The sequence below is a fragment of the Carnobacterium sp. GW821-FHT04C06 genome, from assembly GCF_059420345.1.
The window spans coordinates 298,334-316,177 of record NZ_JBWKTN010000001.1 but is presented as its reverse complement, the minus strand read 5'-3'; the positions used below and the strand labels follow the sequence as shown (position 1 = coordinate 316,177).

Genomic DNA, 17,844 nt, shown 5'->3' with positions numbered 1-17,844 from the left:
ATTAAAGAAATGAGGGTTAAAAACACATGAAGACACTTTTAAGAGCAATTCCAATAGTTATTGTTGCGATGGTAATTGTCTATGCTTTACCTGTTTTTAACTCGGCTACACAAACAGAATCAAATAAAGATCAAGCGAAAATAAATGAACAAGTTATAAAAAAACCAAAAACAGGAATGGTCCAAAAAACGGTTCCTGTTGATGGTTTAGCAAATTATATTGGAATATCAGTCGACTTATTTACGCAACAATTTGGCGAACCCGTTCGAAAAGACGAGACGGCTTATGATTTTCAGTGGTGGATTTACAATCAAAAAGATAAAGATTACCTACAAGTAGGAGTTAAAGACGGAAAAATTGTGACTATTTTTGCTTTAGGGAATAATTTGGATGTCGCGCCTTTTAAAATAGGAATGGCAATAGACTCTATTTATAGTACGGCAACTCTCTATCCTAATTTTGAAGTTGAGTACAACGAGGACACCTATGAATTGGAATTATCTGAAAATGATATGAACAACCATCCGTTGATTGCTTTTGACAATGGTACTTTTGCTATTTTAATTTTAGATCAATTTGCAAATAAAGTCATGGGTATTCGTTATTTAGATGTTTCAACATTAATGTATATGAATCTTTATGAAGTCGTTTCAAAAACGCCAATCCCTTCAGTTAGTCAAGATAATTTAGATTGGAATGCGGTAAACCAAGGGAACCAGCAAGAAACTTTTGAAATAATCAATGTATTGAGACGGCGTAATAAAGTACCTAGTTTAGAAATGAATCCTAGTTTAAATGCGTTGTCTAGTCAGATTTTTGCAGAGTACAGAAAACCGTTGGAGGAATCAAAAATAAATAATGAGTTATCTAATAAAAAAATTGAGGCTTTTTTATCAACAAAACAAGATAACTTTAAAGAACTTGACTCACTCTATTCCAATCAAACAACAGATGCTACCTGGATTGTAGGCTCATTGTTTAGCTTAGAAAGTCAAAGAGAATTGATAATGAACAAACAATTTAAATCAATAGGAATTAATTATCAAAAGCACGAAGCTTTGCTTTTATTAACTAGCGACTTGTAACGAATTGTATTTCCGATTATACTATAAGTAATAATGTAGAAAGAAGGAGTCTAATGATTGTAACTCAAGAATATTTAGAAGTTGAAACAGAGGCATTGACTTTAGTGAAAAACATTATGGAAAGTAAAATTGGAATCGATTATTGTTTAGCAAAGGTTACTCTGAAAGAAGATACGGTAGCTCAACAAAAAATACAGGCATTTAATAAAGCAAAATCAGCTTTTGAAGCGATTGAAGCATATGGAAAGTATGCTCCAGATTATAAAGAATTAAATCGTGAAGTAAGACGATTAAAACGAGAGATGGATACAGACGAATCCGTTTATCGCTATCGTTTACTAGAAACAGATTTACAAACAATATTAGATGAAATTAGTCTGACGCTTGCTAAAGCTGTTTCTGATACAATAAAAGTTCCTGCCGGAAATCCATTTTTTACAACTGGCAAAAGTGGTTGTGGTAGTGGTGGAAGTTGCGGTTGCGGATAGGAGGATTAAGAATGGAATTGACTCTAAATGAACGACAAGGAATGATTGTTTGGGTGTATAGCCTCCGCCATCTCAAAACCTTGAAACGCTTCGGTCTAATTCACTACGTGTCAAAAAAAATGAAGTATGTTGTGATTTACATTGATCGTGACGATGTGGAAGTTGCTGAGAAAAAGTTAAATGGGTTGCACTTTGTTCGCAAAGTGGAAGTGTCTTACCGCCCGTTGATTAATATGAATTTCAGTGAACGAATTGGTCACCGAAAAACACGTAAAGAAGTAGAAGAAATTGAAGAAATCAACATGATTGAAGGAAAAAATGAGTTGTTGTTAAAAGACCCATTGGAAGTCATATTATAATTAAACTAAAAGTAGGGGACATTTCGGTGTCCTCTTTTTAGTTTAGCTGAAAACAATATTGACAAAAACAACTCCAGTCAACTAAACTGAACAAGTAAAGAAAAAAGTTGATAAATGAATGTTTAAATAAGAAGGGAAGTCACAATCAATGCGTGTAATTTCAGGAGAATATGGCGGGAGACGTTTAAAAGCAGTCCCTGGTACTAATACCAGACCGACAACCGATAAAATCAAAGAATCACTATTTAATATTATTGGTCCTTACTTTGACGGTGGAAGTTGTTTAGATTTATTTGCAGGGAGCGGAGGACTATCTATTGAAGCTGTTTCAAGAGGCATGGATACGGCAGTTTTGATTGACAAAGATCCTTTAGCATTAAAAACAATTAAAGAAAATATTGAGATGACGAAAGAAAGTAAGAAATTCACAGTTTATCGTAACGATGCCAATCGGGCCATTGATTTACTCCGTTCTAAACAACAAACGTTTGATTTGGTTTTTTTAGATCCACCCTATCTAAAACAAGAAATTGTGAATCAAATCGAAAAATTAATTACAGGTAATTTGATTGTAGATAAGGGATTAATTGTCTGTGAAGTAGAAAAAAAAGTCGATTTGCCAGATAACATTCAAACTGCTACGTTAATTCGACAAGAAAGATACGGAATTACAAAGATTATGATTTATGAAATTGAAGCAGGTGAAAAGAATGACGAATAAGGCCTTATTTCCTGGGAGTTTTGATCCATTGACCAATGGACATGTCGACACGATTGAGCGTGCTGCTAAAATTTTTGATACAGTGATTATAGCTGTACTGACCAACACGTCAAAAGTGTCTCTCTTTGATTCAGATGAAAAAATTTCGTTGATTACAGAAGCGACAAAGCATATTCCTAACGTTGAAGTGATTGCTCATGTAGGTGGTTTAACAATTGATTTGGCTACGAAACTAGGCGTTAGCGCAATGGTGAGGGGAATGCGCAATGTGACAGATTTTGAGTATGAATTTAGCATTGCCTCAATGAATAAATTACAAAATAGTCAAATTGAAACAGTTTTTTTACTGGCAGATGAGCGCTACCGTTTTTTGAGTTCAAGTTTAATCAAAGAAGTTGCAAAATTTGGTGGGGACGTTTCAAAGCTTGTCCCAACGGCTATTAATCAAGCTATTAAATTGAAATATATGCCCTAAAAGACTTGATGGAGGAAATGACATGAAACAAAAGAAGCGACTTAATTGGATTTTACCATTAATTTTAGTAGTTCTTGTTCTTGGTGTAGCAGTGCCGATTCCTTATTATATTGAATCGCCAGGAGATGCGGTCAGTTTATCGAAAATGGTGACGGTTGATCATCAAGAGGATAAAGAAAAAGGTCGTTTTATGTTGACAACCGTTGCTATTAGACGGGCTACGCCATTTTTATACTTTATGCGCTTCTTGCCTTTTCATGAAGGCGTGACGAAGGCGGAACTATATGGAGAGGTCGAATCGAACCAAGAATTTAACAATTTGCAACAGTATTATATGACAAGCTCCGTTAATTCCGCGATAGAGTTAGCTTTTAAAACGGCTGGTGAAAACTACCAAACGGAATACAACGGTGTCTATGTGATGTCCATTACTAAAAATTCTAAATTTAAAAATCTATTGCAACCGGGAGATACCATTATTTCATTAAATAATCAAAGATTTAAAAGTTCCAAAGAATTCATTGATTATGTAAAAAAACAGAAAATTGGCGAAACGATTCAAGTTAAATTTAAGCGTCAAGGTATTGAAAAAACGGTAAAAGCTCCGTTAATTGAAATGGAAGCTGATAAAAAGGCTGGACTTGGAATTAGTTTAGTCGATGACACGACCATTAAAACAGATATTCCAGTCGATGTGAACACGGATAAAATTGGCGGTCCTTCAGCAGGAATGATGTTTACTTTGGAAATTTATAGTCAATTGAAACAACAAGACTTGCGGAGAGGCAGAGAAATTGCAGGAACTGGAACCATTGCTCCCGATGGAACAGTGGGACGTATTGGAGGAATTGATAAAAAAGTTGTAGCAGCTAGTAAAGAGGGGGCGACAATCTTCTTTGCTCCAGACGATGAGATTGATCCAGCAATTAAAAAGAAATACCCGACAATTAAAACAAACTACGAAGAAGCTAAACTAGCAGCTGAAAAAATTAATACAAAAATGAAAATCGTACCAATTAAAACATTCCAAGATGCCATTACGTATTTAGAAAAATAGAAAACCTCGAAAAAATGAGTCTATCATTTTTTCGAGGTTTTTTATGTTAAAGTACTCGTTTTTCTTTTTTTGAAGACTCTTTAGGTCGTTTTTTTAGTGCTTCAATCATATAGCCGATAGTTACAACCGCTAAGAGAATCGTTAAAGCCAATGCAACAATAGCAATAAACCAATTGATCGCTAGGTTATGAATAAAAATCCCGTACAAGGCCCATAAATAAACACCAACGATTGCCCAATTTCGTAAATAATGAAGTGCACCAAAACCAATAACAACAGTTAAAGATAAAAAAATTAACGTCACAATCCCTTGGAAAAATGGATGAATGCCAACAATGGCTACTAACCAATAACTCATATTAGCTAAAGTAGCAACGCTCACCCAACCAAGATAAATTGAAATTGGAAGGAGATAAATCCACGAGCTTCCCGTTTCAAGTTGACTACGGTACAACCATAATAGTGAAACTAGCAACAATATGATAACTAAAATTGACACGCCGGGAAAACGATACTGCCAGAATAAAATCCATAAACTATTGGCAAGAGAACTAATTAAAAATCCCCAGTAAAGATTTGTTGTGAGAACTTGTCGTTTTAGCGAAAAACTCAGGAGCCATAAAAACAAGGCTAAATAAATAATACCCCAAATGCTAAATACATACCCTGCTGGTGTGAAGTAAACTGTAAACTGATTTGAAATCTCACCAGTTGTTAATCCATTGATTGGAATAATGGTCGCTAAAGCATTGAGTAGCAACGTAACCCCAAATGCTAAATACATTTTTGTGATTCTTGTTAAACGCATCTTAATTCCTCCTATTTTTTTATAGTCACACAACTTAAATTTTATACTATCACTATACTTTATTTTAAAAAAAATGAATAAAGATAACCCTTGAAAAAAAGAAAAAAGAACTTTTTGGCAAATAATAATGATAAGGGGGAAATTAAGAAGGGAGAAATGAGATGAATGACATGAAGAAATGGATTCAAAAAAATCGGCTATTTTTATCAGTTATTGCGCTCAGTTTAGTGCTAGTAGTTATGATTTCTACATTGATTATTTTATTATTTACTCAACAAAGTTCTGAAAATATAGTGGTAGAACCGCTTGAGGAATCAAGGAGTAAAGAAGAGCAACAACTTGAAAAAGAAGAATCATCAAAAAAGAAAGAACCTTCACCAGAAAAATTAGTAGTCGATATAAAAGGAGCCGTTAAAAATCCTGGGGTCTATGGAGTAACGAGTGATATGCGCTTGATTGATGCTATTAATTTAGCAGGAGGTTTTACTGGAGAAGCAGACCAATCACAGATGAATTTAGCCTTACGCTTAACGGATCAACTGATGATTTATGTTCCTAAAAATGGTGAAGAGCTAACGATGGAACAGAGTTTAAAATCAGGTGAGAAAGTGAACGAGGAAGTAGCTAGCAAAGGGTTAAAAGTTAATTTAAACACGGCAAGTGTTGCAGAATTGCAAACGCTCGCTGGAGTCGGATTGAAAAAAGCAGAAGATATTATTCGTTATCGCGAGGAAAATGGCTCGTTTCAACAAATTGAAGAACTAACAAAAGTTTCAGGAATTGGAGAGAAAACCTACGAGGCATTAAAAGAGCAACTGACAGTGGATGAATAAAAGCGTTGAAAGTTTATATAGGCTTTTGTATACTTAAAGAAATTAGCGTTAGGGGGAAAGAAAATGGTGGAAAGAATTCCATGGGATCAATATTTTATGGCACAAAGTTTATTATTATCTTTAAGAAGCACGTGTACCAGATTGACGGTAGGTGCAACGATTGTACGTGATAAACGAATTATTGCAGGCGGGTACAATGGTTCGGTGACTGGAGACGCTCATTGTGTCGATGAAGGGTGTTATATTATTGATGGACATTGTGTCAGAACCATTCATGCAGAGATGAATGCTATTTTACAGTGTGCAAAGTTTGGAGTTGCAACTGAAAATGCAGAGATCTATGTGACTCATTTTCCTTGTCTACCGTGCACTAAAATGATTTTACAAGCAGGAATTAAAAAAATCCACTATTTAGAAGATTATCATAATGATCCTTACGCATTAAAATTAATCGAACAAGCTCAGGTTCAATGTCAAAAAGTGACATTAGACAAATCCTATTTTTCTCAACTCCATTTTGGTGAAACGAATTTAGATTCTTCAACAGAACAGCCTCATTAAGTTAGTTCTTGATGAGAGGATATCTGTGTTTTATCGCTATTTTCTCGTTGTTAATTGAAGTTGTCTTAGTGACAAAGTTTAATTGGCTCAGTTTAGTAATCTGTTCTTTTTTCTTAATCCGTCTGTACTGCTTAAAAAAAAATAGGCTTTTTTTAACATCTTGCGTGATAGGTATGTTAACAATCGCTTTTTTTTATTTATATGAAGGAGTAAATCAGACAAATTTTTCAGGAAAAGAACAGCATTTTCAAGTAACCGTGTTGCCCGATTCGATTCGTATCAATGGAGACCAAGTCCAATTCTACGGGAAAGCAACTTGTAATCAAACTAAGCAAACGGAAAAAGTAATCGCTTTTTATCGTTTGAAAAATGAAGCAGAACAACTTTATTGGCAGCGTATTGATTACCCATTAAAGCTAGTGATTATTGGTGAACTGATTCTTCCTGAAAACAATCGGAATTATGGACAATTTAACTATCGTCAGTATCTATCTCAAGAAAACTGTCATTGGATTTTACAAATAAGCACTCAAAAAGAGACTCAGTTACAACGAAAGAGCTTAGGCTCATTTAGTTATCGAAAGAAGTTATTTCACATAATAGATCAGAAACTTCCTATAAAGGTAGCCAGTTATTTAAAAGCACTTCTATTTTCTGAAAGGAATGATTTGTCCGATGATTTAGTGAAAAATTTGAAGGCGCTAGGTATAGTTCATCTGTTAAGCATTTCAGGTGTTCATTTGCAATTTCTGTTGAATCGTGTGAAGTATTTTTTGTTGCGAATTGGTTTTACCGTAGAGACGACAGGCTATTTTTTGATTTTTATCTTTCCAATTTATGGCTATTTTGCGGGTTGGACGGTAAGTGTTTTTAGAGCTATTTTTATGTTATTAATTTCATTGATTGCTGAAAAATTGATGTTAAAATGGTCTTCATTAGATTCTTGGAGTGTGGTGTTAATTATTGCAATTTGGCTTAATCCTAGTCTAATAGTGACATTAGGCTTTCAATTAAGTTACTTGCTTAGTTTTGTAATGATTCTATTGAGCCAAAATTTGTTTAAAAAGAAACAGGATTCAATAATTGAGTCAGTCTGGATCTCTTTGGTCGCAATGCTTGTTTCTATTCCTATTTTAGTTTGTTATTTTCACGAATTTTCTTGGATAAGTATTGTGGCAAATATAATAGTTGTTCCACTTGTTGTCCATGGATTAATTCCTCTTTTAGTTATTTTGTTGATGGGATTACTCACGATAGGGAATACTTTACTCTATATGAATTTTATTAAAGTTGTCCAATTTATTTTAATGTTATTTGAATGGCTTATTGATGCAATTAGTTTTCGTTCTTTTTATTCAATTGTAACCGGGGTTCCTTCTTTTTATTTACTTTTCGTCCTTTTTATCAGTTTATTAGTCACATTCTTAGCTTGGGAGAGTCAAAAATGGAAGGGAACTACAAGTTTTATTTTATTATGTAGTTTTACTTTGCTAAGCTTTCAACCCATTCTTCAGCCATCTGGAAAAGTGGTAATGATTGATGTCGGGCAAGGAGATGCTTTATTAATTAAGCAACCATTTAATAAAGGAAACTATTTGATTGATACAGGTGGAGCCTTCCATTTTAAACAAGAAAAATGGAAACAAAAAATAGATCCAAATCACAGAATAGCTGAAAAAATTCTGATTCCAACTTTAAAAGCAGAAGGTATTTCAAACTTAGATAAAGTAGTTATTACACACAGCGATACAGACCATATGGGAGCATTACTTGATTTATCTAAAGAAATTAAAATACAAGAACTGGTTTTTCCAAAAGGAGGAACGGCTAAAAAGTCTTTTAAAGAAATAGTCAATCAATTTGTACAAAAAGAAATTAAAGTGACAGAAGTTTTAAAAGGAGATGTTTTATTTCAAACAAATAATACTTATTTAAAAGTATTGTATCCATTTGAAAAAGGAAAAGGTGAAAATAATGATTCGATAGTGGCATATGGAAAAATTGGAGAATTCCATTGGTTATTTACAGGTGATTTGGAAAAAGAAGGTGAAGAACAATTAATTGCTATGTATCCTACATTAAAAGTGGATGTGTTGAAAGTGGGACATCATGGGAGTAATACGTCGAGTCACGAACCCTTTTTGAAACAGTTAGAACCCAAGTATGGTTTAATTTCTTGCGGAGAAAGAAATCGATTCAAGCATCCTAGACCAGAAGTCTTACAGCGACTAACTAAATATGGAGTCAACATTTATCGTACAGATAAAAGTGGTGCCATTTATTATCAGTTCGACTCTAAAGGTGAAACAGTTGGCACGCATCTATTCGAAACGATGTTAAAATAAATAAAATTTAACTTGCAATTGGCAAAGAGGATTTGTAACATAAGTGTAGGATAAGAAAGTGGTGAATAAGTGTGAACTATGCAAGTGAAATTGCAAAACTAAAACAAGGCAAATTAGCTTCAGTGTATCTGTTTTTAGGAACAGAATCTTATTTAACAGATTCTGCTAAACAAACACTTATTGATGCGGTATTAAAACCAGATGAGATGGATTTGAATTTTGGAAATTATGATATGGAAGAAGTTTTAGTCGGCGTAGCATTAGATGATGCTGAATCAGTGCCATTTTTTGGCGATAAACGATTGGTGATTATTGACAGACCCACTTTTTTAACAGCTGAAAAAACTAAGCAAAAATTAGAACACGATTTGGTCTGGTTGGAAAACTATTTGAAAAATCCACCTGAATTTACAGTTCTTGCTTTTTTTGCTCCATATGAAAAGTTAGATGAACGAAAAAAAATAACAAAACTTGTAAAAAAAGTTGCAACAACAATTGATGTTAAAGCACTTTCCGAAAAAGAAACCCGTTCTTTTTTAAAAGAGACGATTGACAATGAAGGTTTTCAAATTAGCCCAGAAGCCTTTGAATTATTTATTCAACTGACAGATGCTAAACTCTCATTGGCAATGGGCGAACTACCTAAATTATTTTTATATGCAGGAGACAGCCAAACTATTACGAAACAAGCAGTAAATGATTTAGTGCCAAAATCATTGGAACAAAATATTTTCGCATTAGTTGAGTATGTGTTAAAAAAGAGAGTTTCGGATGCATTAAGTTTGTATCAAGATTTGTTATTGCAAAAAGAAGATCCCATCAAAATTAACGCAATTTTAATGACCCAATTTCGTTTATTAGTTCAAGTTAAAATTTTAGAAAAAAAAGGCTATCAGCAAGGGGATATTGCAAGTGCTTTAAAAGTGCACCCTTATAGAGTAAAATTGGCGATTCAACAGGCCAGGAAATTTGAAGAAAAAGTATTAAAGGATGCATTTCATGGACTGATTGAAACGGAGTATCGTTTAAAAACAGGAAAAGGCGATAAAGAAATGCAATTTGAGTTGTTTGTCTTACAATTTTCAGCATTAAAATAAGTCAGATAGTCTTTATTTTTTTTAAGAACTTAAAGAGGATAAAATTTTATAGCTATCAAGTAAAAAAACTTTACACTTTATATTGCAATGACGCTCTGCATTATGTATAATAGTTCATGTTGGAGATAACTGAAATAGAATCTGTTTTAGTTATAAATAATTGAAAGTGGGGTGAATCAAATGCCAAATATCGAATCTGCAATCAAGCGTGTACGTACAAGCGAAAAATCTGCTGTACAAAATAGTGCTCAAAAAAGCGCTATGCGTACTGCTATTAAAAAATTCGAACAAGCTGTAGAAGCTGGTTCTGAAAACGTAACAACATTATACAACGAAGCAATCAAATCTGTAGACATGGCTGCTACAAAAGGATTGATTCATAAAAATAAAGCTAACCGTGACAAATCTCGTTTAACTGCTAAATTAGCTAAATAATTAGACTTGGAACGCTCATTCTTTATAAGATGGGCGCTTTATTTTTTGAGAACACCATTCATTTATGAGTGGTGTTTTTTTCATTTTAAAAGAATAGGCAGTCTTTATTTACGGAACAAACGTTCTGTGTTAAAATATAGGAATAGATAACCGATAATGAAAGAAGGTACGTTTATGAAAAAAATTGGACTGATTGGTGCTGGTCAAATGGGCGGAGCACTATTAAAAGGATTATTAGCAACGAACTATATTTTACCTGAAGAAATCATTGTGAGTGGAGGAAAAAGCGGAACTGCAAAAGCGTTACAAGAAGAACTGCATTTTGTGTTGGGACAGACTAATGTAGAGGTTGCTCATTCCGATATGGTTATTTTAGCGGTGACCCCTAAAATAATGCCATCAGTTTTAACTGAAATCAAAGATGCCATTTCTAAAGAAACCTTGATTATTAGCTTAGCGGCCTCAATGGAATTAAAAGAATACCAAGATATTTTGGGTAGTGATAAGAAAATTGTACGAGCAATTCCTAATACACCAGTGTCTATCAAAGCAGGGATGACAGCTATTACATTTGGAGAAAATCTAACAGAGACGGAATGTGAATTAGTAAATGGTTTATTTCAGTCAGTTGGAGAAACGGTCGTGTTAGCAGAAACTAAAATTAATAGTGCTAGTACATTGTCTGGTTGTTCGCCAGCCTTTATTGCCATTTTTATTGAAGCTTTAGCTGATGCGGGTGTGTTGAATGGTCTTTCTAGAGAGGAAGCCTATTTGCTAGCGGAACAATCATTAATTGGAACCGCAAAAATGGCGTTGCTATCTGGAAAACATCCTGGAGCAATTAAAGACGATGTTTGTTCGCCAGGTGGAACAACGATTCAAGGAGTCGTGACTTTAGAAGAATATGGTTTTAGAAATGCTGTTATTAAAGCAATCAATGCTTCAACAAATCATAAACATTAAACCAAAATAGAACCATTTATTGATAAAAGGAGGTTCATTTTAATGCCAAAAGATACATTTGAATTAGTTTCAAAATACAAACCTAGTGGGGACCAGCCAGAAGCGATTCGATTGTTGACAGAAGGAATAAACGCTGGAAAAAAAGAGCAGACTTTACTAGGGGCAACAGGAACAGGAAAAACATTTACTGTATCCAATGTGATTCAAGAAGTAAACAAGCCTACGTTGGTAATTGCGCATAATAAAACATTAGCGGGTCAATTATATGGAGAATTTAAAGAATTTTTCCCAAATAATGCAGTTGAATATTTTGTCAGTTATTATGATTATTATCAACCAGAAGCGTATGTACCTTCAAGCGACACTTACATTGAAAAAGAATCAAGTGTAAACGATGAAATCGATAAATTACGTCACTCAGCAACGAGCGCTTTATTAGAACGACGAGACGTTATTGTGGTGGCTTCGGTTTCTTGTATTTACGGACTAGTAAACCCTGTTGATTACAAAGAGCATGTTCTTTCACTAAGACAAGGTGCTGAAATGGACCGTAATGAATTGTTACGCCGTTTAGTAGAAATGCAGTTTGAACGAAATGATATAGACTTTCAGCGTGGGAGATTCAGAGTGCGCGGCGATGTTGTCGAAATATTTTTGGCTTCAAGAGACAGCGAAGCCATTCGGGTTGAATTTTTTGGCGATGAAATTGAACGGATTCGCGAAGTAGATGTGTTAACGGGAGAAGTAAAAGCGGATATTGAACACGTTCCTGTTTTTCCAGCAACTCATTTTATTAAAAATGAAGATCAAACACGAGAGGCTGTTGCAAAAATACAAGCAGAGTTAGAAGAACGCTTAGCCGAATTAAGAAGTCAAGATTTGCTAGTAGAGGCTCAGCGCTTAGAACAACGAACAAAATATGACATTGAAATGATGTTGGAAATGGGCTATTGTTCAGGAATTGAAAACTACTCTCGACATATGGACGGCCGTGAAAAAGGAGAACCACCCTATACTTTAATCGATTTCTTCCCAGATGACTTTTTAATTGTTATTGATGAATCTCATATCACGATGTCGCAAATTAGAGGAATGTTTAATGGTGACCAAGCGAGAAAACAGCGCTTGATTGATTATGGTTTTCGCTTGCCAAGTGCATTAGATAACCGCCCATTGAGATTAGAAGAGTTTGAAGAACATGTCAATCAAATTATGTATATTTCAGCGACACCAGGGCCTTACGAACTTGAGCACACACCAGAGGTCGTTCAGCAAATTATTCGCCCAACTGGACTCCTTGATCCAGTGATTGAAGTGCGTCCAATTATTGGACAAATTGATGATTTGATTGGTGAAATCAATGAGCGTAGTGAACGGAACGAACGTGTATTTATCACGACATTAACTAAAAAAATGTCAGAAGATTTAACAAATTATTTAAAAGAAGTAGGAATCAAAGTAAAATATCTGCATAGTGATATTAAAACACTTGAACGAACTGAAATTATTCGTGATTTGCGCTTAGGTGAATTTGATGTATTGATTGGAATCAACTTATTACGTGAAGGAATCGATGTCCCTGAAGTTTCATTAGTAGCGATATTAGATGCTGATAAAGAAGGGTTTTTACGAAGCGAACGTTCACTTGTGCAAACAATTGGCCGAGCAGCACGGAATTCAAACGGAAAAGTTATTATGTATGCAGACAATATGACGGAATCAATGAAAGGCGCGATTGGTGAAACGGAAAGACGTCGCGCTACTCAAATAGCCTACAATAAAGAGCATGGTATTGAGCCTCAAACGATTATTAAAGAGATTCGCGATTTGATTTCAATTACGAAAGCGGTTGATGATCCAGAAGATTACGATATTGCCGCTTCAATGGTAGATAAATTGACTCAAGCTGAACGTAAAGAGTTGATTACTAAAATGGAGATGGAAATGCGAGCTGCAGCAAAAGAATTGGATTTTGAAAAAGCTGCAAATCTAAGAGATATTGTTCTTGAATTAAAAGCAAAATAATAGCAGAGCGGAATTAGAATTTTACTTCTAGTTCTGCTCTTTTTTATTACTAGACTAGTTTTTTTAAGCTACAACTTGTAAATTTCAAACTTGATTTTTATTTTTCTCTATTGTAACGTTAGGATAATTTAGTACTAAACTAAGGGAGTTGTCTGGTATGAAAGAAAACTATTACTTAACGAAACCAATCGAAGAATTAGAATCGAGTTATTGTTTTTTTTTAAACGATTGGAAACAATCAAAAGAAAAAAGGGTTCCTTGGGTTATTGAAAGAGATCCGACTCATTTCAAAGAAATGATCAGCCTTTTTGAAGAAGAAGTACGGGGTGAAAATATTCCGGAAAACTGGGTGCCTGCGTCAACTTTTTGGTATTGCAGTCCTGAAAATGAAGTTATTGGAGTTGTAAATATTCGCCATTGTCTAACTGAGGAGTTGCTTCGAACAGGTGGACATATTGGGTATGGCATTAAACCTAGCATGAGAAGAAAAGGGCATGCGACTCGTTTATTGAATCTGAGCCTAGAAGAATGTCAGAAACTAGGCCTTAAAAAAATTTTAATCACTTGTGATAAAGAAAATGAAGGCTCAAGAAAAACGATTCAGCATAATGGTGGTCAGATGGAGAATGAATTTGTTGAAAATGACGGAAATATAGTGCAAAGATATTGGATTTCAATCCTTTAAAAAGAAGCAAAAAGTAACTTGAAATCTCTTGCAATTTCTAGTGAAATCGTGTAAAGTTTAGATTGTGTATAACACATGACCCTTACTTGGTTTCTCGAGTCACCAACGGATTACTCAGTAAGTGGCAAATCTAATAGGAAGAGGTGTTTAGAAATGGCAATTTCTAAAGAAGACAAAAACGTAATCATGAAACAATATGCAACTCACGAAGGAGATACTGGTTCTCCAGAAGTACAAATTGCTGTATTAACTGCAGAAATCAATCACTTAAATGAGCATGCACGTGTTCACAAAAAAGATCATCATTCATACCGTGGATTAATGAAAAAAATTGGTCACCGTCGTAACTTGCTTGCATACCTACGTAACAAAGATGTAGCTCGTTACCGTGAATTAATTCAAAGCCTAGGCTTACGTCGTTAATTTTCGTGTATCTTTTGGAGCGAGGTTCATACGAATCTCGCTTCATTTTGTTTGGAATCAAATCAACTTGTCAAAGAAGAAATCGATTGTCTAAAAAAAAGGTATCCTACTATGCAAATGCGAGTATCTAAACTAAATTAGGTGTTCACATTTGTTTAGTAGCTTGTGTGTATCTATTTGATAATAAGATTTTCGACTTTGAACAACAAAGGAGAACTGTAAAATATGACAGAAAAACAAATTTTTACAAAAGAGTGGGCAGGCCGCACGTTAAAGGTAGAAGTGGGCCAATTAGCAAAACAAGCAAATGGAGCTGCTTTAATCCGTTATGGAGATACTGCCGTATTAACGGCCGCAGTAGCTAGTAAAAAAGCAAAAGATGTTGACTTTTTCCCATTAACAGTGAATTATGATGAAAAAATGTATGCAGTTGGTAAAATTCCAGGAGGATTTATTAAACGTGAAGCACGTCCAAGTGAAAGAGCAACTTTGACTGCTCGTTTGATTGACCGCCCAATTCGTCCAATGTTTGCAGAAGGCTTCCGTAATGAAGTTCAAATTACGAATACAGTAATGTCAGTAGAACAAGACTGCTCACCAGAATTCGCTGCAATGTTTGGTTCTTCATTAGCACTTTGTATATCAGATATCCCATTTAATGGCCCAATTGCAGGTGTTGATGTTGGTCGTATTAATGGGGAGTATGTGATTAACCCAACAGTTGAACAAAATGAATTATCAGATATTCATTTAACCGTTGCAGGAACAAAAGACGCTATCAACATGGTTGAAAGTGGCGCTAAAGAAGTTTCAGAAGAAGACATGTTAGGCGCTTTACTTTTTGGTCATAACGCCATTAAAGAATTAGTTGCTTTCCAAGAAGAAATTGCTCAAGCAGTGGGCAAAGAAAAAATGGAAATAGCATTGTTACAAATTGATGCAGCGCTAGATGCAGAAGTAAATGCAGCCTTTAAACAAAAAATGATTGACGCTATTCAAACAGAAGAAAAATTAGCTCGTGAAGAAAATATTGAAGCTGTAAAAGAAGAAGCGATTGCTCACTTTGAAGAAAAATATGCTGCAGATGAAGAAGCGGCCCGTATTTTTAAAGAAGTGAAACAAATTGTGGAAGATTTAGAAAAAAATGAAGTACGTCGTTTAATCACAGTTGATAAAGTTCGTCCAGATGGCCGTAAAATTGATGAGATTCGTCACTTAGCTTCTGAAGTAGGCATGTTGCCGCGTACTCATGGTTCTGGATTGTTTACTCGTGGACAAACACAAGCTTTATCCATTGCAACATTAGCACCTCTTGGAGAACATCAAATTATTGATGGCTTAGGAATTGAAGAGAGCAAACGTTTCATCCATCATTATAACTTCCCTCAATATTCAGTAGGGAGTACAGGGCCAAGTCGTGGTCCTGGTCGTCGTGAAATCGGTCATGGTGCTTTAGGCGAACGTGCTTTGTCTCAAGTAATTCCAAGTGAAGAGGACTTCCCTTACACTATTCGTTTGGTTGCTGAAGTATTAGAATCAAATGGTTCTTCTTCTCAAGCAAGTATCTGTGCTGGGACGTTAGCATTAATGGATGCAGGTGTTCCAATTAAGGCACCAGTTGCAGGGATTGCAATGGGACTTGTTAAAGATGGCGAAAACTATACAGTGTTAACGGATATTCAAGGATTGGAAGATCATTTAGGCGACATGGACTTTAAAGTTGCTGGAACGACTGCTGGAATTACAGCTCTTCAAATGGATATTAAGATTGACGGAATTACTCAACAAATTTTAGAAGAAGCTTTAACACAAGCTAAAAAAGCACGTTTAGAAATTTTAGATGAATTAACTTCTACAATTTCTGCACCACGCTTAGAGCTTAGCGAATATGCTCCTAAGATTGAAATGATTAAAATTAAACCAGAAAAAATTAAAGTGGTTATTGGTCGTGGTGGCGATCAAATCAATGCAATCATTGAAGAAACTGGCGTTAAAATCGATATTGATCAAGAAGGAAATGTCAGCATCGCTTCAACGGATGCCGCTATGATTCAAAAAGCGAAAACAATTATTGAAGATTTAACAAGAGAAATTAAAATTGGCGAAATTTTCAATGGTAAAGTAAAACGTATTGAAAAATTCGGTGCTTTTGTAGAAATTATTAAAGGAAAAGATGGCTTAGTTCATATTTCTGAACTTGCAAATGAGCGAGTTGGAAAAGTAGAAGACATTCTTGCATTAAATGATGAAGTAATGGTTAAAGTTACTGAAATCGATAACCAAGGACGTATCAACCTTTCTCGTAAAGCCTTGCTTAAAAAAGACGAAGAAGAAACAACAGATAAAGAAACAAAATAGTTAATAAAAAAGCACTGAATTTTTAATTCAGTGCTTTTTACTATTTTTAAATATACCTATCTAAGCCTCTAATTGAAATTTCCCCAGCAAAAACAGGAGTTAAGTCAGTTTCCCCAGCTAATTGAACCAACAGCTGTCCCTCATCATCAATTTCAACAGCATGGGCTAATTGCCGCTCGTTTCCTTTTAAAAGATAAATATCTTGCCCGATAACAGCAGAAGCCTTACGACAACTATCTAAAAAAGGCGTTGGATCTTCTGATTCAATAAAATTTAAATATAAGGTTTCAAATTCTTTTAAAAATTGAGAAATCAAATGATTCGGTTCTACTTTTTGATTTTGTAAAATAGCTAAAGATGTAGCTTTGCTTGAAATATCTTCTGGAAAATCTTCGACTAATAAATTGGTATTGATTCCAATGCCAACAACCACATAATGAATTTTTGTTAATTCAGAGCTCATTTCTGTTAAAATGCCACAGAGCTTTTTGCCGTTCACCACAATATCATTTGGCCATTTCACTTTTACTGAGTAGCTTTCAGGCAATGAATTGATAAAAGCTGCTGCCATTAACTGAGTGAGTAAGCTAGCTTTTGCTGGTTGAAGATCTGGTTTTAAAACGATGGAAAGAGAGATAGTCTTTCCTTTAAGTGAATTCCATGTCCGACCAATGCGTCCTCTGGCAGCCGTTTGTTCTTCTGAAATCAAAACAGCGCCATCCCCAATTAAATTTTGATCTGCCAATTCTTTAGCTTTAGTATTTGTAGAAGAAATGGTAGGGAAAACTAAAAGTTCTTTTCCAATGAGGGAAGTTGTTAATTGCTCTTGAAGTAATGCTTTACTAATCGGAGGCTCTTTAAATTGATACCCGCTTCTACCAATCGAGTCAATTTCATACCCTTCTTCCTTTAATCGCTGAATTGCTTTCCAGACAGCTGTTCTAGAAATCGCTAATTCTGAACTAATTAATTGACCAGAAATTGGATTTGGATACGCTTTTTGAATAAAACTAAGTACTTTTTCTTTTGTCGTGGACATTTAAACATCCTTTCTTAATAACTGAAAATTGATTACTTTTAAAATAGCATTCTAACTACATAAATGCAATCATTTCAAGAATTAAAT

General features: G+C 34.7%; 18 protein-coding genes. 16 read left to right on the top strand and 2 right to left on the bottom strand.

Features of this window, described 5'->3' with window-relative positions:
• The first annotated feature begins 26 nt into the window (after positions 1–26).
• The 6 genes from AC07SW_RS01540 to AC07SW_RS01515 all read left to right on the top strand — a co-directional run bounded on the left by AC07SW_RS01540 (position 27) and on the right by AC07SW_RS01515 (position 4,185).
• The gene (locus AC07SW_RS01540) at positions 27–1,085 is read left to right on the top strand and encodes a CAP-associated domain-containing protein (protein ID WP_034569307.1); all 1,059 of its coding nucleotides are present in this window, start codon (positions 27–29) and stop codon (positions 1,083–1,085) included.
• 53 nt (positions 1,086–1,138) lie between these two features.
• Positions 1,139–1,573, top strand: a complete 435-nt coding sequence (locus AC07SW_RS01535; protein ID WP_135023860.1) for a YlbF/YmcA family competence regulator — start codon at positions 1,139–1,141, stop codon at positions 1,571–1,573.
• An 11-nt stretch (positions 1,574–1,584) separates the two neighbouring features.
• Positions 1,585–1,932, top strand: coding sequence for a YlbG family protein (locus AC07SW_RS01530; RefSeq protein WP_135023857.1), 348 nt, complete (start codon positions 1,585–1,587; stop codon positions 1,930–1,932).
• Positions 1,933–2,080: 148 nt separating this feature from the next.
• Positions 2,081–2,653: a 16S rRNA (guanine(966)-N(2))-methyltransferase RsmD gene (rsmD, locus tag AC07SW_RS01525; RefSeq protein ID WP_135023854.1), complete on the top strand. Its 573-nt coding sequence runs from the start codon at positions 2,081–2,083 to the stop codon at positions 2,651–2,653.
• Positions 2,643–3,128, top strand: coding sequence for a pantetheine-phosphate adenylyltransferase (gene coaD, locus AC07SW_RS01520; RefSeq protein ID WP_034569317.1), 486 nt, complete (start codon positions 2,643–2,645; stop codon positions 3,126–3,128). Before rsmD ends, coaD begins: the two co-directional genes overlap by 11 nt.
• A gap of 22 nt (positions 3,129–3,150) precedes the next feature.
• Positions 3,151–4,185, top strand: coding sequence for a SepM family pheromone-processing serine protease (locus AC07SW_RS01515; RefSeq protein ID WP_494632121.1), 1,035 nt, complete (start codon positions 3,151–3,153; stop codon positions 4,183–4,185).
• A 46-nt stretch (positions 4,186–4,231) separates the two neighbouring features.
• On the opposite strand, the gene AC07SW_RS01510 is transcribed toward AC07SW_RS01515, so the two are convergent.
• Positions 4,232–4,993, bottom strand: a complete 762-nt coding sequence (locus tag AC07SW_RS01510) for a TspO-related membrane protein (protein WP_034569322.1) — start codon at positions 4,991–4,993, stop codon at positions 4,232–4,234.
• A gap of 161 nt (positions 4,994–5,154) precedes the next feature.
• Here AC07SW_RS01510 and AC07SW_RS01505 point away from each other — a divergent pair, with 161 nt between their 5' ends.
• The 10 genes from AC07SW_RS01505 to pnp all read left to right on the top strand — a co-directional run bounded on the left by AC07SW_RS01505 (position 5,155) and on the right by pnp (position 16,718).
• Positions 5,155–5,826 carry a helix-hairpin-helix domain-containing protein gene (locus AC07SW_RS01505; protein ID WP_238328691.1) on the top strand — a complete coding sequence of 224 codons (672 nt, stop codon included), beginning with the start codon at positions 5,155–5,157 and terminating at the stop codon, positions 5,824–5,826.
• 66 nt (positions 5,827–5,892) lie between these two features.
• The gene (locus AC07SW_RS01500) at positions 5,893–6,387 is read left to right on the top strand and encodes a ComE operon protein 2 (RefSeq protein WP_034573472.1); all 495 of its coding nucleotides are present in this window, start codon (positions 5,893–5,895) and stop codon (positions 6,385–6,387) included.
• Positions 6,388–6,398: 11 nt separating this feature from the next.
• Positions 6,399–8,732: a DNA internalization-related competence protein ComEC/Rec2 gene (locus AC07SW_RS01495; RefSeq protein WP_494632120.1), complete on the top strand. Its 2,334-nt coding sequence runs from the start codon at positions 6,399–6,401 to the stop codon at positions 8,730–8,732.
• 71 nt (positions 8,733–8,803) lie between these two features.
• Positions 8,804–9,829, top strand: a complete 1,026-nt coding sequence (holA, locus tag AC07SW_RS01490; protein ID WP_034569324.1) for a DNA polymerase III subunit delta — start codon at positions 8,804–8,806, stop codon at positions 9,827–9,829.
• Positions 9,830–10,009: 180 nt separating this feature from the next.
• A complete protein-coding gene (gene rpsT / locus AC07SW_RS01485; protein ID WP_034569326.1) occupies positions 10,010–10,264 on the top strand; it encodes a 30S ribosomal protein S20 in 255 nt (84 codons plus the stop codon).
• A 174-nt stretch (positions 10,265–10,438) separates the two neighbouring features.
• Positions 10,439–11,227, top strand: a complete 789-nt coding sequence (gene proC / locus AC07SW_RS01480) for a pyrroline-5-carboxylate reductase (RefSeq protein ID WP_135023845.1) — start codon at positions 10,439–10,441, stop codon at positions 11,225–11,227.
• A gap of 42 nt (positions 11,228–11,269) precedes the next feature.
• A complete protein-coding gene (uvrB, locus tag AC07SW_RS01475) occupies positions 11,270–13,252 on the top strand; it encodes an excinuclease ABC subunit UvrB (RefSeq protein ID WP_119908147.1) in 1,983 nt (660 codons plus the stop codon).
• Positions 13,253–13,409: 157 nt separating this feature from the next.
• On the top strand, positions 13,410–13,937 hold the full coding sequence (locus AC07SW_RS01470; RefSeq protein WP_119908146.1) for a GNAT family N-acetyltransferase: 528 nt from the start codon (positions 13,410–13,412) through the stop codon (positions 13,935–13,937).
• Between the two features lie 153 nt (positions 13,938–14,090).
• Positions 14,091–14,360: a 30S ribosomal protein S15 gene (gene rpsO, locus AC07SW_RS01465; protein WP_010054155.1), complete on the top strand. Its 270-nt coding sequence runs from the start codon at positions 14,091–14,093 to the stop codon at positions 14,358–14,360.
• Positions 14,361–14,585: 225 nt separating this feature from the next.
• Complete coding sequence (gene pnp / locus AC07SW_RS01460; RefSeq protein WP_074402555.1) at positions 14,586–16,718, top strand: polyribonucleotide nucleotidyltransferase; 2,133 nt, start codon at positions 14,586–14,588, stop codon at positions 16,716–16,718.
• 46 nt (positions 16,719–16,764) lie between these two features.
• Here pnp and AC07SW_RS01455 read toward each other — a convergent pair whose 3' ends face one another.
• Positions 16,765–17,757 (bottom strand): biotin--[acetyl-CoA-carboxylase] ligase, encoded by a 993-nt coding sequence (locus tag AC07SW_RS01455; protein ID WP_135023840.1) that lies wholly within the window; start codon positions 17,755–17,757, stop codon positions 16,765–16,767.
• Positions 17,758–17,844: the final 87 nt, after the last annotated feature.